Genomic DNA, 21,404 nt, shown 5'->3' on the forward strand with positions numbered 1-21,404 from the left:
ACTTCGTACTTCGGAGGAGAACGTACCCATGAAATTGTTCTGTTTACCATTCGCAGGCGGCTCCAAGCGTGCGTACTCGAACTGGAGTAAACTCGCAAATCGCGCTATAGATATTGAAGCCATCGAAATAAAGGGAAGGGGGGAGAGATTCGGTCAAGACTTCTATGAGGATATGACAGAAGCAGTCGACGATATTTACTCTTTAATAAAAGATAAAATTCAGAAAGACGAGTATGCGCTATATGGACATAGCATGGGAACGCTTCTGGCCTACGAACTGTACTATAAAGTTACTGCAGAAGGACAACGGAAGCCAGCGCATATTTTTTTCTCAGGCAGGCAATCACCCATTGTGAAAAATAACATGTATGTCAGTTCCACGATGCCTGACGATGAGTTTATTGCAAAAATCATTGCCTTGGGAGGCACCCATGAAGAGCTCTCGCAGAGCAAAGAATTAATGAGGTTTTATCTTCCTATATTAAAAAATGACATCAGAATCATGGAAAACTACGAGTTTCAGCAAAGAACAGAGAAAATTAAATGTGACATCTCCGTATTTATTGGGCTTGAAGATAGGATTGATGGCAAGCAAGAGATTGAATGGGATGACTTATGCGAACAAAGGATCAAGTTCTATCATTTTATGGGGGATCATTTTTTTATTAACGATCATACCAGTACAATCGTGAATATTATGGAGGGCGAATTATTGCCTGAAAAATGAGGGTGGTCATGAACAAGTTAACGGATAACAAGCGGGCATTTCTTTTTCAGGGTGTTGGAGCGGACTATCGGGAGCTCTTGGGCATGTTGGAAGAAGGCCAGCTTCATGCCTTGAAGGATTACTGCTACACGGTAAATAAGGAGATTGGAATCGATTTGCTCGGCTATCTGTTCCACTCTCAGCATATCGAATGCGACAGGATGTTCTACGATTGGATTACGATTTATACATGTGATTATCTTGTGTATCATCAATATGTCGATTCAGGCATAAAGCCTGCCATTATGGCTGGTTATAGTATGGGCTTAATTACGGCTATGGCTTGTGGCAAGTCCATTTCTTTTGCCGACGGACTGCGAATGCTTCAAACGATTTATGAATACCCCAAAAGCTTTGCTATTCCATGCAGTATGGGGGTAATCGTTGGGAAGACGTACAATGAGGTTCACGATCTCATCGCCCGAGGAACGTCGGAACATGACGTATATATGGCTAGCGAGAACAACGATACGTGTCTGGTTGTTTCAGGAATTAAGGACAGCGTTGATCGGGTACTGAGACTCGCTGAGCAAGAGGGAGCAATCAAGGCTTCAACCATCAATGCTCCCTATGCGTTTCATTCACCGTATGCAGCAGAAGGCATTGACAGGTTCGTGCATCTTGTCGAGGAGATTTCGATTTGTGATGGCGATATCCCGATATTATCCGTATTTTCGCAGACTGCCATCCAAAGCGCTTCTGATTTAAAGAATGAACTCATCAAAAATATGACAAGCCCAATGAACTGGAATGCCTCCATCCTCACATTAGGTCAGTGGGGGATTGAAAGTTTTGTTGAAGTTAGCTTGGAGGATTCCCTTACAAAAATATCAAGACTCATCAATTTGGATGCTGAATTTTTAACGTATAAAAAGTTCATGCGATTGAAAATGCCAAGCAAGTAAAAATACTATTCAATGAGGTGTATCACGATGGAAGAAATCAAAAACAGAACAAGAGCATTTTTGAGCCAGTTTATTAAGAAGAAAGAACTGCAGGATCAAGATGATATTTTCGCGACTGGAGATGTCAACTCTCTCTTTGCTATGCAGCTGGTGATGTTCATTGAGAAGGAGTTCGGCATCGGCATTGATAACACAGATTTGAATTTGAACAACTTCCGGTCTATTGAAGCCATTTCTACGTTCGTCGCGAGCAAAAGTGCTGCAGTAAGTCAATGATTATAAGAACATAGGAAATGAGGCTGGAAGCAGTTAACCGTTCTCGCTCTCTTTTCTGACTTTTCTCTACGGCACTTGGTTTATTGGATGGATTGAGTCCTGCTCAAGAGCACTTCTTGGCTGTCGAGTCGGGATAGTATTGATAGCTTCTGTGCAGGACTCGAAACTATGTATGTTTGTGAGCTTTGAATTTAATAATTCGCGTTAAGGTATAACGATTCCAGCTCGTTCTATGCCTTAAACGATGCGAAGGGGATGGGTGTAAACATGAAGGTGATTGGAGTCATTGGTGCAGGCGTTATGGGAACTGGCGTTGCGCATAATTTTGCATTAGCCGGGTATGACGTAGTACTTGTTGATATTTCCGAAGACATTCTTACGAGAGCTAAAGAGAAAATTGCCAACAACATTCGTTTTCAAGGCTTATACAACAAAGATTTCGCGGCAGAGAAGCCGGAAACCATTCTGAATCGAATCTCCTTTACTATGGATTATGACCTTTTACAAGATGCAGACTATATCATTGAGAACGTGCCGGAGAAGTGGGAGATCAAGAGAGACGTATATCTAAAGCTTGATCGAATCTGCCCCGGTCATTGTATTTTTGCCGTTAATACTTCCTGCATTTCGATTACCAAAGTAGCTGCACTTACGAACAGGCCAACACAGGTCATTGGTTCACATTATATGAATCCAGTCATCATGAAACCAGTGGTAGAAGTGATCAAAGGATACCATACTTCGGAAGAGACCATTGAAGCTACTGTTCAACTTCTCTCGACCTTGAATAAAGAAGCAATCATCGTTAATGACTTACCAGGCTTTGTGTCTAACCGTATTTCCCATTTGTTTATGAATGAGGCTGCATTCGTGGTTCAGGATCAGGTTGCAAATCCGAAGGATGTAGACGATGTATTCAAAAAATGCTTTGGACACAAAATGGGCCCGCTTGAAACTGCTGATTTAATCGGTCTGGATACCGTCGTGCAATCACTGGACATTTTATACGAGAGCTACCAGGATTCAAAATTCCGTTGCTGTCCGCTTCTTCGTAAAATGGTTGAAGCCGGAACACATGGAAGGAAGAGTGGACAAGGATTCTATTCTTACCCGGTGTACGAAGGCAGTTTCGTAAAAGCATAATCAAACAAGTGTTGGACAAGGGAATCGTGTTCGGAGGGCGAGTGGATCATCACCCCAAACTGAGCGCGATTCTTTTGTTTTAGCTCTCGACAGGAGGAAACATGGAGAATACAAGCGAACCTAAAAAGCGGTTGTGGTCGATGAATTTCTTTCTACTCTGGCAAGGACAGCTGGTTTCTACGCTAGGCGATTCCATCTATGAAATTGCCTTAACCTTCTGGGTACTGTACGAAACCGGTTCACCAGGATTGATGGGGGCATTACTGGCGACATCGTTGCTGCCCAAAGTTCTCATATCACCCTTTGCAGGTGTCATTGTAGATCGAACAGACAGAAGAAAAATGATCCTTTTAATGGACTTTATTCGAGGAGTATGTATTCTGTTCGTCGGCATTGCAGCCATAATGGGATATCTCGAAATTTGGATGGCTTTTGTTGCGGGGATTATTCTCGGCACGTGCGCTGCATTTTTTAATCCTGCAGTGACCTCAACGATCCCTGATATTGTTCCCTCTTCTCAGATTGTACAAGCTAGCGCCAATTTAAGTATGTTGCGTGCCATTTCTCAAATCATAGGGCCTTCATCTGGCGGTCTGCTGTATTCTCTCATAGGCGCACCCATTTTATTTTTATGTAATGGTATTTCTTATATCATTTCATTTATTCTCGCATTTTTCATGAAGGTTCCGAAGTCAACCAGTCAGGATCAACAATTCAACTTCTGGCAGGATATGAAGGATGGATTTAGGTATGTCTGGAAAATGAAAGGGCTAAGAGACTTAATTGTTCTAGCTGGTTTTTTGAATTTTTTTGCAACGATAAGCATTGTATTGCTTGCACCAATGTTTAAAAATGCAGAGAACCTAGGTGAAGTTAAATACGGGCTCGCCATGGCCATCTTTACATTAGGTATGCTTGCGGGAATGATATTTACTTCTGTATTTCGGATCAAGCCTGACCACAAAAGTATGGTTCTAACCGTATCAGGATTACTGGCAGGGATTGTTTTCTCCATCGCAGTCATGATGAATAACTTTATCATCATGGCTATTTTGTTATTTATCGGTGGCATATTCAACGCAATTATAAATGTACTGATCGAATCAACGGTGCAATTAACAGTTACTCAGGAAATGAGAGGCAAGGTATCCTCGCTTAAGGGAACTCTTACGATGGGACTCGCACCGCTGGCGATGTTTATTGGAGGTATATTAGGCGAATTTTTCCCGATAAGATACATTGTATTTGCAGGATTTATGGCAATGACCGTATTGTTTATCCCTTTATTTTTCTTAAAATCCTTTAAGGCTTTTATTCAATACAATCCGGAAAAGCAAAAAATTGGAGCGTAATTTCGAGAGGAAAAGGGAGTGAGTGTGTGGAGCACGAGATTGACAAATATAAATCGGCTCTCAAAAAGGCCGCTGCTAAAATAGAAGAGCTGTCCACGATCATTCAAGATCAGAAGAGCAATGAGGAAATAGCGGTAATTGGCTATTCATGTCGCTTCCCTGGAGATGCAGGGAATCCTGAAGGGTTCTGGCATGTAATGGCCAACCGAATGGATTCTGTCACCGAGATTAAACCGGATCGATTTGATTATCGTAACTATTACAGTGATGATCCTGAAGAAGAAGGCAAGATGGTTACGAAGAGCGCATCCTTCTTGCGTGATAACATCAGGGATTTTGATAATATTCATTTCGGCCTATCAGCCATAGAAGCTGCATCAATAGACCCTCAGCACAGGCTCTTGTTGGAGGTAAGCTGGGAGGCTATGGAGAATTCAGCCTTGAATATTGAGGAGTTGAAGGGGAGCAGAACAGGTGTATTTATTGGAATCAGCGCTTATGAATATGCCAATGCCGAATTGTATTCGGGTCAAGCTTCCGATATAACGGCTTATTCTACTGCAGGTGTCTCACTTAGCTCGGCTGCCGGTAGATTATCCTATTTCTATGATTTCAAAGGGCCTGCGATCATCTGCGATACGGCATGTTCGTCATCCATTTCAGCCTTGAATATTGCCATCGACAGCTTGCGGAATAACCAGTGCGACATGGCCATTGTCGGGGGCTCGAATCTATTGCTTACACCAGAGCCATTTATAGGGCTTTCCAAATTCAGCGGTTTGTCTAAGGACGGAAAATGCAAGGCGTTTGATAATGATGCAGACGGTTTTGGAAGAGGCGAGGGCTGCGGTGTCATCGTTCTCAAAAGATTAAAAGACGCCAAGCAAGCCGGAAACGCAGTTGCGGCCCTTATCAAGCATGTAGTGATCGGACAGGATGGCAAATCAAACGGATTTACTGCTCCAAACGGATTGTCACAACAAGGCGTAATCAGACAGGCTCTACAACATGCTAATTTGACTGTTGATGATATCGATTATATCGAAACACATGGTGCTGGCACACCATTAGGCGACCTCATCGAAATCCAATCGTTATCAGAGGTCTTTAAGCATAAAAAGGAGCCTCTCTTTATCGGATCCGCCAAACCGAATATTGGGCATTTAGAAGCAGCTTCAGGCATGGCCGCATTGATTAAAGTCATTATGTCTCTTGAGAATAAGAAGATCTTGCCTAACATTTATACTCAAAACCCAAATAAGAACATTTCGTGGGGGAAGGTTAAGATCGCTGACGAGTTCATGGACTGGCAGAAGACTGAAGGAGTCAGAAGAGCAGGGATTAGTTCTTTTGGTTTCAGCGGAACGCTGGCGCATGTCATCCTTGAGGAGCCCCCTCAGCCTCATGACAAGGATGAGCAATTGGATGAACTGCCAGCTCATCTATTGACCTTGTCAGCCAAGAATGAAAAAGCTTTAAAAGGATATATAAGCGCGATGAAGGAGCAATTGGTGAAGGAAACTGGCTCCATCAAGGATATTGCTTTTACGTCCAATATTAGCCGCTCATTTTTGAACTACAGATTTGCAGCAGTGGGGAAGAACAAAGAAGACTTACTGGATAAAATGGATTTGGTTCTGAACAACTCTAGCCACCATGAGCTCCTCATCCAGAAGAGTACGGCCAAAGACAACAAAATCGCCTTTTTATTTACGGGCCAAGGCTCCATCTATGACGGAATTGCTAGAGAATTTTACACCACATCAAGAACATTTAGAGAAACGATGGATCTGTGTAATGAGAAGTTTAAAGCGATACTCGGCCTGTCGATACTAGACGGGATCTACGGGGAAGACACTACGCTGCTCACTAGACCGATCTATTCACAGGCAGCCATATTCTCCATTGAGTATGCCTTAACCAAGCTGTGGGGTGCGTTAGGGATAAAACCTGACGTTATTATCGGTCACAGCATAGGCGAGTATACGGCAGCCTGCTATGCAGGGCTTATCAGCTTGGACGATGTGATCCTGATGATTGCACAGCGTGGCAGAATGATGGAATCCATTGATGTCGAAGGCAAGATGGTCGTCATTCTGACGAATGTGGAATATGTGAAAGCTGCTTTGGAAGAGAGCGGATGCAAACATGTTACCATTGCTGCCATTAACGCTCCTGACAATGTTACGATTTCGGGCCGAAGCGATGAGGTCGATATCGTAATCGAAACCTTGCAAACCAAACATAGAGTCTTTTTTAATAAGCTCAATATTCCTCATCCTTATCACTCCATGTTAATGAAGGAGTATGAAGGCATGTATGAGCAAGGCATCGGAGACATCACATTCTCAAACCTGCAGACAGCAATGATATCCAGCATTACGGGACAAGTGGAGCAAGAAGAAGTGTTGGGTAGAAGCAAGTATTGGGTCGAGCATCTATCCAAGCCAGTTAACTTCCAAGGTGCCATGCAAGAAGCCAAACGACTTGGCGTCAATATTTTTATTGAAATCGGAGGCGATGCAACCCTAAGCGGGTTAGCCAACCAATGTCTACAAGATGATGAGATCATGTTTGTACCTTCTATGAGACGAGAATCGGAGAACTACACGCAATTTTTTAATTCCGTCTCTGCTTTATTTATGAAGGGAATGGATCTGGATTGGAACACATTCTATCAATCCTATGCTACGAGTAGAGTAAAGCTTCCAAACTACCCATTTCAGAAGAAAGAACTGTGGAGAGAGGTGCGAAGAATGGAGCGTGCAGCCGTTGATCCATTGCAAGCAGCAAGCTCATCCAAGGATATCAAAGAACTGCCGCCTATTTCACAACACTCACAGCATACACAGCATCCACAACAGCCGCAAGCTCGCGGGAATCGCTTGCGATCTAACCCTAAAGAGAAGATCAAATCTGAATTAAAAGAAATGATACAGATTTTGACGGGGCTCAAGATCGAAGAAATCGAGGACGACCTCAATCTGCTGACGCTCGGCTTTGATTCTTTAGTACTTATCCAACTCAATAAACAAATTACGAATAAGTTCAACATCTCGATTACATTAAATGAGTTCTTTATTAACTTGGATACCATTGAGAAGATCACCGAGCATATTAACAAACATACGGATTGGGTGGATGAAGAGGAGATCAACGAAATTGGTTATGAGACTGAGTATGATGAACCGGTGAAACCGATCTCAGAGACCATAAATACGATCCCGGATGCAGAGCCAATGAACAGCTTGGCGGCTGCTGGTCAGGCGCAGAATCATTCGTTAGGTGCACTGGACGGTATGGATGCTTTGCAGAATATTTTCAATACGCAGATGAAAATCATGTCCGAACAGCTGGATATTCTGAAGGGTCTTACGAATCCCAGTCAGAAGCCATTGGCAGATAGCAGGAATTCGCCAAACTTGAAGCAGAGCGAGGTCATTGTGAGCAGCCCAAAGGCTTCACCCTTGGCTGTGGACACCAAAAGCCATTATGTGCCCTACAAAAAGCTGGAATTAATCGATAATGAAAATTTCAATGAATTGCAGCTTACCTATATTCGAAACATTGAGAAGAAATATACAAGCTTCACCCAAAAATCAAAAGAGAATATCCAAAAATACAGAAAAGTATATGCGAATAATCGAAATGTAGCGGGATTCAGGCCGGTCATGAAGGAAATGATCTATCAGATCGTGGCGGACACCGGACAAGGATCGAAGCTTCGCGATATTGACGGGAATAGCATTATCGATTTGACGATGGGCTTTGGCGTTAACTTGCTTGGACATAACCCGAGCTTTATCAATGAAGCATTAACGGAAGAGCTCCGCAGAGGAATGCCTCTAGGCCCAATGGGCAGACTGGCCGGAACCGTTGCCGAACAGATAAGCCAATTAACAGGCGTCGAGCGGGTAGCTTTCTATAATTCAGGAACGGAAGCCAATATGGTGGCTGTACGAATCGCCAGGGCAAGCACAGGCAAGAAGAAGATCGTTACTTTTGCGGGATCCTATCACGGCACCTATGACGGCTTGCTTGGATTGTCCTCCATTGGTGAGGACGGAAGCCTGACGACGATCCCATTGGCTCCAGGTATTATGGAGAGTGTTGTCAGTGATTTAGTTATGTTGAATTACAATCAAGAGGCTTCGCTGGATTATATCAGAAATCACGCGAATGAAATCGCCGGTGTCCTAGTTGAGACCGTTCAAAGCCGGAGGCCTGATGTTCAGCCCAAGGAGTTCCTTAAGAGTCTTAGGCAAATCACGGAAGAGAACGGAATTGCACTTATATTCGACGAGATCATTACAGGCTTTAGAATTGACCCAGGCGGAGCCCAAGCGTATTTCGGTATCAAAGCAGATATCGTAACCTATGGAAAGGTTCTTGGCGGCGGGATGCCGATCGGGGTTGTATCTGGAAAATCCGAGTTTATGGACTGTATTGATGGGGGCATGTGGAGCTTTGGCGATACGTCGGTTCCTCCTTGTGAGCAGAAGAGAACGTTTGTTGCCGGAACCTTCTCTCATCACCCGCTCGCCATGGCTGCAGCTCACGCTTCATTAACCTATATAACGGAGAACAAAGATACGCTTTATGACAGATTGAATCAAAAAACCAATGACTTTGTACAACGAGTAAACGCGTTTTTCGAAGAGCAGCATGTCCCAATCAAAGTCGTGAATTTCGGTTCCTTATTCAGATTTGTGTTTCGAGGGGATTTCGAAATCTTCTTCTTCGGCTTGCTGGAGAAGGGTGTATATGTATGGGAAGGACGGAATTGCTTCTTCTCCACTGAACACACGGATGCGGATATTGAATATATATTTACTGCCATCAAAATGACGATTGAAGAGATGCGCCAAGCTGGATATTTTGGCGACTCCTTATTGAACCAGCATGCTATTCAGGTGACTCAATCCACCCGGCAGGAAGAGCAGCAACCTGTAATTCCGATGTCTATCATTCAGCAACGATTATACACCCTAAGTTCCATTGGCAAAGATGACCCGTATAATATGGTGACCGTACTAAAGGTTAGAGGAGCGCTGGATCGTCATAAATTCGAGGCCGTACTCAATGAAATCGTGATGCGTCACGAGAGCCTGCGCACACGCCTATTTGTTGAAGATGGGGAGTTTAAGCAAGAAATTCTTGAACAGGTGGAGTTTACAATCGATATCGTCAAAAAGGGCTTGCATGAGGATTTGGATGAGCTCATTCAATCATTAGTTACCCCTTTTGATCTAGCGGAAGCTCCTTTGTTGAAGGTCATCCTAATCGAAGAGGGCAGCCGAGAGGGTACGCTGATTTTTAATTTCCATCATACGATAGCAGACGGTATTTCAATGAGCATCTTCGTGCAAGAGTTTATGCGCTTGTATGCGAATGAACGACTTATGCCTGTGAATAAGCAGTATCGAGATTTTGTTGAATGGGAAACCCGCTACTTGGCATCGGACGAAAAGAAGCAGAGCGAACAGTATTGGCTGAGCAAATTATCCGGTGATATGAATGTTCTGAAGCTCCCTGCCGACTTTCCAACACCTGCAGAGTCTGATTTCAAGGCCAATACGGTTCATATGCAGATCGGATCCGAATTGGTTCGTGATTTGAAAACAGTTGCTTCGCGTCATCAATGCTCTTTATTTATGTTGTTGGCTGCAGGGTTTAATCTTCTACTTAAAAAATGTTCTGGAAATGATGATATTTGCATAGGAACTCCTGTGACAAACCGGGCAGATGGTTCTTTTGATGAGAGTATTGGTATGTTTACCAACACCATCGTGCTGAAGAACAATCTTTCAGATGACAAGACGTTTGCAGCGTTTGTCAAGGAAGTCAAACAAAATTGTATTGAAGCGTACTCTCATATGTATTACCCGTTCAATTATCTGGCAAGCCTCATGAAGAAAGCGAAAAACAGCAGGGAAGGCTTCCTTAATGTACGGTTTGTCTATGAAAAAACGGATGAAAGAGTACTCACGATCGATAATTTAGAAATTACAACCTATGAATATAAGAGTGCATTATCCGATTTTGATTTTGTCATTGAAATTCTTGAGGAAAACGGCACATTCCATATCGGGATGACTTATAAAACAAGCCTGTTCAAAGAAGAGACGATTGGGAAATGGGGACAAGACTATCAAAGAATCTTAGAGTTTATTATTACTCATAACGATCCTAACGATAACTCTAGACTTACACTCAAGGATTTTGGCAATATCGGACAAGATAACACGAACAAGCATACGCAGAATGGAATACCCGCTCGTGATGCGCTGCCAGTGCCTAGCGGACGTACCGTAGCAGGTGCGGGTTTTGAGGCTCCGCGTACTGAAATCGAAGAGGAATTCGCTCACATATGGGAAAAAACATTAAGCTCTAGTCCGATCGGCATCAACGATGATTTCTTCCAAATGGGCGGGGATTCGATTAAAGCCATTCAGCTCATCTCACGAGCCAGAGCTAAGGGCTACATCTTCGAGGTTGATCACTTATACAAAAACCCCACGATCAAGCAGCTAGTGAAAGTAATAGAGTCGAAGCATCACACGCAGATGCAGAATTCCTTAGCTGGGGAAGTAAAGTTAGCTCCGATGCAAAAGCAATTTTTTGAACAATTATCTGTTGATCAACATCATTGCTGCGAGAGTAGAATGCTGCACAGGGCAGCGGGCTTTCAGGCTAACACGGTAAAGGAAGTGTTTGATCAATTAATCATTCGGCATGACGCATTGCGAATGGTGTATCAGCAGGACAACGGCAATGTCGTTCAAATCAATCGAGGAGCCGGCGAAGCACAGTATGACCTTCAGGTATATGAGAATGTAACGGATAAAGAAGTTATCGAAACATGCAATGAGATCCAGAACGGTATGGATCTTGAGAAAGGGCCGCTCGTAAGACTGGGCTTGTTCCAAATGAGCTCGGGGGACAAGTTATTCATCGCCATCCATGCTCTTCTTATCGATGAGATATCTTGGAGCATTCTGCTAGAGGACTTCATGAATGGGTACACGCAAGCGGAGAAGGGATTGGGCATCGTTTTGGCGGAGAACACGACTTCATTCAAGGAATGGTCAGACAAACTGAACGAATATGCAGACTCTTATCGTGTGAAAAGGCAGGCTGACTATTGGAAAAGGTTACATGACACGACGGCCACCAAAAAATTGCCAAGGGAGAGAGGTAAACTTGCATGGAGTTGAACAAACAAGTTCAAAAGCTTGGTGTACAAGTTACCGAAGAGTTGCTGAATAATATCAACAATGCATATCATACGAATCTTCTTGATATTTTATTAGCTGCCTTGGCCCTGACGATTCGAGACTGGACAAGAGAAGAGAACACATTGATCAGCTTGATTGACCACGGCAGGGAAGAATGGGCACAGCCTATGGATTTGAGCAGAACTGTTGGGTGTTTCCGAACACAATTTCCGGTTGTCCTTAGAGCTTACGATGATCTCGGCGATACGATCAAACATACGAAAGACATGCTGCGGCGAATTCCAAATCAGGGACGCTTCTATGGTATCCTCAAGTACTTATCCAATGAAGACTTGAACCATGTAGAGCCCGAAATTGGCTTCCATTATGTAGGCAGAATCGATCAGGGTGCTAGCGGAGATGGATTTGAAATTACGAATCTGGGTTCCAGTGAATACTCGTCCAAGTACCTAACAAGCTCACATGCTCTAGATATCGAAGCCATCCTCATCGCAGACAATTTGAAGCTCACTTTCATATACGAGCAGGATGATTTTATTCCAGGAACGATTGAGAAGCTGCTAAGCGTATATCAAAATCAATTGGATCGCCTTATTCAACATTGTACAACCAAGCAGGAAGCGGAAATTACCGTTACCGATATTACGCTAGAAGATATAACTATGGAGCAATTGTCCGCATACAAGGATGAGATTCACAATGTTAAGAACATCTACCCTCTTGGGCCTATGCAAGAGGGTATGCTTTATCATGCATTGACAGATGAGCAGGATACGTACATCAAGTTGTCCTGTTTCCAGGTGGAAGGGCACATTGATCTGGAGATGCTGGATCGAGCTTTTAACATGGTTATCGATCGACATGATATTTTACGGACAGTATTTGATTATTCATCGTTTCAACAAAATATGCAGGTCGTTTATAGAAAGCGAAGTGCAGCCGTTGAGTACATCGACTTCACGAATCAAGGCGAAGAAAATGAAGCATATCTGGAACATTTAATCAGGCAATATCGGGCAAGACGATTTGATTTAAGCAAGGATGTACTGCTTCGCATTGTACTTGTTCGAATGCAAGAGAACAGATACAGTATGATTTTTCATCTGCACCATATTCTTATGGATGGATGGTGCAACAGCTTAATTCTGATTGAATTGTTTAAAATTTATAATGAAATCAAGCATGGGATTCCAGCGAGTCTGAACGATGTCGTACCTTATTCTACTTATATCGATTGGCTCAAAAACAAAGATATCAATGAAGCTAAAGCGTACTGGAAAGATTACTTGCATGATTGCAAAGAAGTCACGAGGATCCCTTTTGAAAGAGAACATAAAATGAATGAAGTCATCAATAAAGAGATGGCATTGGAGTTGGACGAGGAAAGATTGTCATCCATCATTCGCATTGCTCAGGAAAGTAGAGTTACGGTAAATACCGTGATCCAGAGCATTTGGGCGATTCTTCTTAGTAAATACAATAATACCGATGATATTGTATACGGGTATGTTGTCTCTGGGAGAAATGCGGAGATCGAAGGCGTAGAAGTGATTCCTGGACTGTTTATCAATACAGTCCCGCTTCGTGTGAAATTTACAGACAACTTGCAATATCCTGAACTCGTGAAGCAGATCACCAACACTACACTAGAGAACAACAAACATGATTTTGTAAGTCTTGCGGAAATTCAAAATCTGAGTGAGGTGAAAAGCGATCTGATTCGCAGCCTCCTTGTATTTGAGAATTATCCGATTGATGAGAAGCAACTGAACGAAGAAATATTGAAAAACAATGATTTGAAAATACTCAATTCCGTGTTTGTACTGCCGCATCAGCTCATTGAAGGATCAAACTATAACGTAACGCTAGTTGTCAACCAAGATGACAAGATGATGATCAATTTCATCTATAATGAGAACGCATTGGCTGAAGCGGATATGTCAAAGATCATCCGAGCGTTTGATGCGATTGTGAATCAGATTATTGAAAACACAAATGTATGCGTTGATGATGTTGACATCATTGACGAGCGCGAGAAGCATCACATTCTTCATGTGTTGAATGATACGCGCAGCAACTATCCGAAGGATAAAACCATTATCCAACTGCTTGAAGAGCAAGTAGAGAAAGTTCCGCAGAATATCGCATTACGCTTCCAAGACGAACAGATAACCTATCAAGAGCTTAATGAGAGAGCCAATCGTCTGGCTCATTATGTAAGACGGATGGGCGTAGGGAACAATGTCATCGTTGGTGTTATGGGTGAACGTTCCGTGGGAACGGTGATCGGCATTGTAGCAGTTCTAAAGGCTGGCGGAGCTTATTTGCCAATTGATCCGAAATACCCGGTAGACCGAATGAGGACTCTGCTTGCAGACTCCAACACTGGAATGCTCCTTGCCCAATCCTCTCATATGGAAGCATTACTTCATATCGATAGCCAGATCGACATCGTGCTTACGGATCGAATCGTAGTGGAATTGTCATCAGAGAGCTCAGATAATCCGTTGCTGATTAACAGCCCTTCAGATTTGGCTTATGTCATGTATACATCCGGCTCCACGGGAAGACCAAAAGGGGTTATGGTAGAGCATCAAAGTGTTGTGCGGCTTGTCCAAAACACGAACTACATAGAGTTTGCGGAAGGAGACCGGATCTTACAAACTGGGGCGATGGTCTTTGATGCCTCCACATTCGAGATCTGGGGAGCCTTGCTGAATGGAATCGAATTGGTGTTGGTTGACGAACACATCCTCTTACATGCGGAACGGTTAGGGGAGGAAATTAGTAGAAATCAAATTACAACGATGTGGTTGACCTCTCCGTTATTTAATCAGCTCGTTCAACAGGACGTGACGATATTTAAGGGACTGAAGCATTTAATCGTGGGTGGAGATGCGCTGTCTTGGGAGCACATCAATCAAGTCAGACAGGCTTATCAGGGCCTGAAGCTGATAAATGGGTATGGTCCAACCGAAAATACAACCTTCTCAACCTCCTATGCTATTGAGGAAGAGTTCGGCAGCTCTATCCCAATTGGAAAAGCAATTAGCAATTCGAAAGCTTATATCGTAGATCGTCATCACCATTTACAGCCTATTGGTGTGGCGGGTGAACTATGCGTTGCCGGAGACGGTCTTGCTCGCGGTTATGTCAACAATCCAGAATTGACGGCGGCGAAGTTCGTTCCGAACCCGTTCGAAGCGGGGGCACGAATGTATAAGACCGGAGACTTGGCTCGCTGGCTGCCTGATGGGAATATCGAATATTTGGGCCGGATTGATGAACAGGTCAAAATTCGAGGCTTCCGCATCGAACCAAGCGAAATCGCCCAGCAATTGCTGCTGCACGAGGTGATCCAAGATGCAATCGTAGTGGCCCAAATAGGAGAGGACGGACAAGCGTACCTATGCGCGTATATTGTGAGCGAGATGGAACTGTCTGCATCAGAACTGCGGAATCATGTGTCTGCATCGCTGCCGAGCTACATGATTCCATCGTATTTCGTACAGATGGATCGGCTGCCGTTAACCCCGAATGGAAAAGTAGACCGTAAGGCATTGCCGGAACCAGATGGCGAAGTGGTTACTGGAGCCGAATACGCAGTGCCTCGAAATGACATGGAGAGAGCAATTGCCCAGGTATGGGAAAAGATATTAGGCGTGAGGAATGTTGGCCTCAATGACGATTTTTTCGCCTTAGGCGGAGATTCCATTAAAGCGATCCAAGCGATTGCCCAAATGAGCAATAGAGGGTATTCATTTGAGATTAAAGACTTAATGGGCAATCCTAGAATTAAAGACTTGATCCCGCATATCAAATCGACAACAAAAACCATAGATCAGGGCGAAGTATCCGGCGAGATCGAGCTGACACCAATTCAGCAATGGTTCTTAGCGCAAGAACATCTTGACAAAGATCATTTCAATCAGGATCTGATGCTTTTCCGTGAAGATGGCTTCAACGTAGATAGAATCGAACGCGCTTTTGATCGTATTGTGCAACATCATGATCTATTGCGAGCCATATATGTTGACCAGGCGTTAATCAATCGAGAAGTAACGAATAGATTATATGATTTTCATATTTATGACCTTAGAGGAAAACCGATTACGGATAATTATATTACTGGCTTATGTACTGAACTCCAGGCCAGTATGAAATTAGCGAAAGGCCCGCTTGTCAAAATAGGACTGTTCCAAACAGACAAGGGCGATCATTTGCTTGTATCTATTCATCATATGGTTGTAGATGCCGTGTCATGGAGAATTATTATAGAGGACTTTGATACGCTCTATCAGGATCCAGAAAAGAGTTTGCCGTTGAAGACCAGCTCCTTCCAAGAATGGGCTTCCAAGCAGAAGCAGTATGCTGGCGGATTTACATTGCAAAATGAGCTGAAATACTGGAATCGTCTTAGCCAATGGGACGTGAAAGAGATTAACAAGAATTATGAGCCTTCAAGTATACAGGGCGCTAAGATCATAAAAAAGACGATTATGCTGGATCAGGCCTATACCGAGAAGTTATTAACGAAAGTAAATAAGGCGTATTCCACGGAAATCAATGATATCCTTCTCTCAGCCTTAACCGTATCGATTGCTAATTACAACCAAGCGGAGCGCATACTCATTAATTTGGAATCGCACGGAAGAGAACAAATCGTAGATGATGTGGACATAACAAGGACAGTCGGGTGGTTCACCAGTCAATACCCGGTGATTCTGCACGCCCAAGATCATATTTCGGATGTAATCAAATTTACGAAGGATACACTCAGACGGATCCCTCGCAAAGGGATAGGCTATGGAATGCTGAGATATTTATCTCCTTTTGATTTGAAGGCGATACGCACCCCAGACATCAGCTTTAACTATTTGGGACAGTTCGATGAGAACATTTCTGGCGACAACTTTACGTTATCCGATATTTTACCGGGGGATTCGGTAAGCCAAGAAAGCGGTAGATTGTATCCTCTAAACATTTCAGCAATGGTTCTCCATAAACAATTTAGTTTGACTTTGAGTTACGTTAGGGAAGAATTTAACGATGCAACGATTGACAATTTGCTGCAGTGCTATATGGACAATCTTAAAGAGATTATCGATCATTGCATCTCCCTGGAGCATGTAGAAGTTACCGCTTCGGATATTACTGATGAGAGCATATCTTGGGCAGAATTAGCTCCATACCATGAGCAAATCAGCAATGTAAAACGAATGTACCCGCTCACCCCAATGCAGGAAGGGCTGCTGTTCCATTCGATGGCAGATAAGGGCGAGTACTACCATGTTAATATGGAGCTTAGGGTAATCGGAGAACTTAATGCGGAGTTATTCAAGAAGAGCTTTGTAGAGCTTGTTGCTCGCCATGACATCTTGCGAACGAATGTTGACAGCAATCATTTCAAAGAAAATATGCAGATCGTGTACAAATCAAGAGAACCCGAGTTCACGTATCTGGATATTAGAGACTTACCATCCGATAAGGAAGCGTATATCGAACAGCTGGTCATAGAGGATAGACGAAGAGGCTTTGAATTAAGCAACGATATCCTTATTCGATTATTTATAGTAAGGATGAGCGAGCGGGAATACAGTTTACTGTTAAGCAATCACCATATTATTTTGGACGGATGGTCATTTGGGATCATTAGCAGTGAACTGTTCGACATCTATAATCTACTGTTGAGTAATACGCCTTTAGAAGCGAAGAAAATACAACCTTATGAAGCGTATATCAAGTGGATTGGTTCGCAGGATAAGACGGCAGCTCTGAACTATTGGTCAACGTATTTGAAGGGGTACGACACGACAATCGATATTCCATTCAAGAAAGCTTCAACAATCCAAGGAAAACCGCAAGAGGTCATTCTACGTCTAGATAAAAGCGTTACAAAACAAATTGAGCTGCTAGCGCAGCAGCATACCGTTACAGTCAATACAATTTTCCAGAGTATATGGGCGATCCTGCTGCAACGATATAATCAAGTGGATGATGTCGTGTTCGGATTTATTGTATCGGGCAGAACAACTCAAATACATGGAATAGATGAAATGGTAGGGTTATTCATCAATTCCATTCCATTACGAGTAAATACGACGCAGGAGAAACGATATACGGAAGTGCTGCGGCAAATAAAATCGGATTTCCATGAGAGTGAGCCCTATCATTATTGCTCAATAGCGGAAATCCAAAAGCTGACTGAGGTTGGTAATAGCCTCATCAATGGGCTGATGGTCTATGAAAATTATCCGATGGATCAAGATATGATTCATAAAGATATTCAAGATCAGGTCAATCTTCGTATTCATTCAGCCCGGATATTTGAGGAAACGAACTATAGCTTCAATATCAAGGTCATTCCAGGGGAAGAGCTGCTTGTCAAATTCAACTATAATGACGGGATCTACGATGAAGAGAGCGTCCATACGATCAAAGGCCATTTCCTTCACATTTTGAACCAAATCATGTCCAATCCGCATATCCGCATTGATGAACTTGAAATTGTGGGAGAGGATGAGAGAAACGAAATCTTGGTCGATTTCAACAACACGGTTATGGAGCTTCAACCTGAGGACACAATTCAAAGTCACTTTGCACATCAAGTGATGAGGAACCCAGAGAAAACGGCGGTACGATGCGGTGAAGATTCCCTCAGCTATCTTGAGTTGCATCAGAGAGCGAATGCGTTAGCCATTCAACTCAGAGAGAAGGGCATAGGTGCGGAGTCAATCGTGCCGATCATGATCGATCGATCCATCAACATGGTTGTAGGCGTACTTGCCATCTTGCAGGCAGGCGCTGCCTATCTGCCTATTGATACAAACTATCCGGAAGAACGAATCAATTATATGTTGCAGGACAGTAAAGCAGAGCTTATGCTATCTACCCATACACTTACGCAGAAGAGAACTCTAGAAGTTAATGAAATGATTGATTTGGAAGATAAGGCGTTATACGCACGCTCGATTGAACAAATCGATAATATCAACCATCCTCACGATTTGGCCTATGTGATCTATACCTCAGGAACGACCGGTAAGCCTAAAGGAGTAATGGTCGAGCATAAGGGCGTCATTAACTTGAAGCACTGGTTTGAGCGCGAGCTTGGAATCGGTAACGATGAGAATATACTGCAATTTGCAAGTATAGCGTTTGATGCGTTCTCATGGGAGCTGTACATGGCATTATTGCTTGGCAATACCCTTTATATTCCGGATCAAGAGGTGCTACTCAATACGGATTTATTGAACGAATTTGTGAGAACTCACGGCATCACCACCATTACTTTACCTCCATTTGTCGCGGGTAATTTGGAGGCAGGGAACGGACTGAAGCGGGTCATTACGGCAGGAAGTGAACTGAAGTACGAACAGATCTCGCATTTGCTCGGACAAGTAGAGGTCATTAACGCCTATGGCCCGACGGAGGATACAGTATGTACAACAGCATGCAAACTGTCCCAGGTTCAGCAAACGAAAATCTCCATTGGAGCTCCTATAGCAAATCATCGCGTATTGATACTGGATGCCAATCATAAACTGGTTCCGGTAGGTGTAAATGGTGAACTGTGCATCGCAGGTGTGGGGCTAGCAAGGGGCTACTTGAATAACGAGCAATTAACGAAAGAGAGATTTATTCATAATCCATATCGGCCAGAAGAGATTCTATACAAAACGGGTGATGTGGCAAGATGGCTGCCTGATGGCAATATCGAATATGTAGGAAGGATCGACCATCAGGTTAAAATCAGAGGATATCGAATCGAAATCGGCGAGATTGAACAGACCCTGTTACAGCTGCCAGAAGTGTCCCAGGTTGCAATTATCGATAAGGAAATCGATGGATCGAAAGTTCTCTGTGCCTATTATGTAGCAGAGAAGGAAATCGCCATCCATTCTTTACGGGAATCGTTAAGCAAGAAATTGCCAGCCTATATGATACCCGCGTATTTCCTGAGAATGGAGTCGCTGCCATTTAATCTAAATGGAAAAGTGGATCGCAAGCGATTGCCTGAAATGGAAGGCAATATCAAGACGGGCGCTCATTACGAGGAAGCCGGGAATGAAATCGAAAAACGAATGATCGACATTTGCAAGGATGTACTGGGATTGCAGCAGTTGAGTGTTAGGGACAATTTATTTGAAGTTGGCGGAGACTCGATACGAATTGCAAAAATATACAAAGAATTAAAAAAGGTGAATATTCACATTTCTATTAAAGATATATTCTATTATGAAAATATCCGTGACATCTATAATAACTGGGCGAAAAAAAGAATGGATAGTCAAGAAGAAGAAGGATCTAAGAGCTTAGAGCGGATTTCACTAAACGAATCAAATTGGGAGCAAGCTTTAGCCGACCAACTCAATGACTTTAGCAATGCGATTGTAACCAACAACAAGATAACGAGCGTGTACCCACTATCCGCGATGCAGAAAATCCTTCTTGATACCAACCAAACGTATAGTGGGGCGATCATCGATTTTAATCACCAAGTTAATGTACAGCTGCTGAAGAAGAGCATTGCGTCTGTCATTAACGAACAGGGGCTGTTACGAAGTACATTAATCCAAACTGATCATCAAATCATGATCCAAGAGTACGGGGTGGTTCAAGGCATTGATATCCCTTATGTAGACTTGGAACATGCGAGCGAAGAACAGAAAGAACATATACAGTCCTATATCCATGAGCGGTTTGGAGATCATGCGGATCGTACAAATGTATTGAATAATCTGCTGTACAACATGATCATCATTAAAATCTCAGACAGTCATTATAAGGTGTATATGCCTTGCAGTCATCTCATCTTTGATGCAATTAGCTTCGATATCATACAATCAAGTATCCAACAAGCCTATGCAAACAATGGGGAATCAAGAGGGCAAAGCATATTGCAATATGAACATTATGTTCAAGAACAGTCGAGAGGGCCTCAAGGGATAACGGAAAAGGATCTGATCGAGAGGTTCAAGCTGACTGATTTTCAGGATAGCTTTAGCCAGTATTTCAAAAAGTACAAGGAAGCATCATTGATTCATACAACCATTTCGATTCCGTTGACTGAAGAAATACGCGAGTCTGTACAAGAGATGTCCTGGGATATATCCATGAACATCTTTTTAAAAATTGTTGAGCTCGCTTTCGATCTTGATTCGGTACCGTTTGCACTTATGCATACAGGAAGAAAATATACATCCCATAACTATTATCATACTATGGGGGCATTTATTGATATTCTGCCTCTGAGTCTGCCACGAGATCAGCACCTGGCTATGGAAGACATAAATGAACTCATTCGCTTTGCCTATGAGAAAAACATTCATTTTGCAGCGTTACTGTCTCAAGAAGAGCCGAAGAACAAGTATAAGAAGGTACGACGTGCATTAAAAGAGATCTACAGCTCTGAAACGATTACGCTCCCGATTTTTAACTACCTTGGACTGTTTGATTCACATGCGGAGATGAAGAATGAGCTCACTGCAATCAAGGAGATGTACAGCAGCAGGACAAAGAAATTATCTACGGAGATCACAATAGCGGTAGTAGAGGATCAGCTCATGATTAAGCTATTTTGCGAGGAGCACAAAATACCAAGGATTACAAAAGGGATTCAAACCTATATGAATAATGTAAAGGAATATTTGCCGCTAGCGTCGCGGTGATATGTCTACAAGGTATTTGCAATTCGTTTTACACGATGTAGCCCGATGAATGG

7 protein-coding genes are annotated in these 21,404 nt (G+C 43.0%); all 7 read left to right on the forward strand.

The features are described 5' to 3' along the window. The first annotated feature begins 28 nt into the window (after nucleotides 1-28). The 7 genes from M3661_RS12300 to M3661_RS12330 all read left to right on the forward strand — a co-directional run bounded on the left by M3661_RS12300 (nucleotide 29) and on the right by M3661_RS12330 (nucleotide 21,351). Nucleotides 29-727 carry a thioesterase II family protein gene (locus tag M3661_RS12300; RefSeq protein WP_251485320.1) on the forward strand — a complete coding sequence of 233 codons (699 nt, stop codon included), beginning with the start codon at nucleotides 29-31 and terminating at the stop codon, nucleotides 725-727. An 8-nt stretch (nucleotides 728-735) separates the two neighbouring features. Then, nucleotides 736-1,671 carry an ACP S-malonyltransferase gene (locus M3661_RS12305; protein ID WP_251485322.1) on the forward strand — a complete coding sequence of 312 codons (936 nt, stop codon included), beginning with the start codon at nucleotides 736-738 and terminating at the stop codon, nucleotides 1,669-1,671. A gap of 27 nt (nucleotides 1,672-1,698) precedes the next feature. Next, entirely contained in the window at nucleotides 1,699-1,947 is a 249-nt protein-coding gene (locus tag M3661_RS12310) for an acyl carrier protein (protein ID WP_028532981.1), read from the forward strand. A gap of 267 nt (nucleotides 1,948-2,214) precedes the next feature. After that, nucleotides 2,215-3,090 (forward strand): 3-hydroxyacyl-CoA dehydrogenase family protein, encoded by an 876-nt coding sequence (locus tag M3661_RS12315; protein WP_251485324.1) that lies wholly within the window; start codon nucleotides 2,215-2,217, stop codon nucleotides 3,088-3,090. A 101-nt stretch (nucleotides 3,091-3,191) separates the two neighbouring features. Beyond that, on the forward strand, nucleotides 3,192-4,442 hold the full coding sequence (locus tag M3661_RS12320; RefSeq protein ID WP_251485326.1) for an MFS transporter: 1,251 nt from the start codon (nucleotides 3,192-3,194) through the stop codon (nucleotides 4,440-4,442). A 26-nt stretch (nucleotides 4,443-4,468) separates the two neighbouring features. After that, complete coding sequence (locus M3661_RS12325) at nucleotides 4,469-11,659, forward strand: type I polyketide synthase (RefSeq protein ID WP_251485328.1); 7,191 nt, start codon at nucleotides 4,469-4,471, stop codon at nucleotides 11,657-11,659. Then, on the forward strand, nucleotides 11,650-21,351 hold the full coding sequence (locus tag M3661_RS12330) for a non-ribosomal peptide synthetase (RefSeq protein ID WP_251485330.1): 9,702 nt from the start codon (nucleotides 11,650-11,652) through the stop codon (nucleotides 21,349-21,351). The genes M3661_RS12325 and M3661_RS12330 overlap by 10 nt, the downstream gene beginning before the upstream one ends. Nucleotides 21,352-21,404 lie beyond the last annotated feature (53 nt).

This window comes from Paenibacillus sp. MER 180 (assembly GCF_023713665.1).
GTDB lineage: Bacteria > Bacillota > Bacilli > Paenibacillales > Paenibacillaceae > Paenibacillus_B > Paenibacillus_B suaedae.

Coding starts and splice junctions, on each gene's coding strand:
- M3661_RS12300 (WP_251485320.1), top strand. CDS start 29: ATGAAATTGTTCTGTTTACCATTCGCAGGCGGCTCCAAGCGTGCGTAC.
- M3661_RS12305 (WP_251485322.1), top strand. CDS start 736: ATGAACAAGTTAACGGATAACAAGCGGGCATTTCTTTTTCAGGGTGTT.
- M3661_RS12310 (WP_028532981.1), top strand. CDS start 1,699: ATGGAAGAAATCAAAAACAGAACAAGAGCATTTTTGAGCCAGTTTATT.
- M3661_RS12315 (WP_251485324.1), top strand. CDS start 2,215: ATGAAGGTGATTGGAGTCATTGGTGCAGGCGTTATGGGAACTGGCGTT.
- M3661_RS12320 (WP_251485326.1), top strand. CDS start 3,192: ATGGAGAATACAAGCGAACCTAAAAAGCGGTTGTGGTCGATGAATTTC.
- M3661_RS12330 (WP_251485330.1), top strand. CDS start 11,650: ATGGAGTTGAACAAACAAGTTCAAAAGCTTGGTGTACAAGTTACCGAA.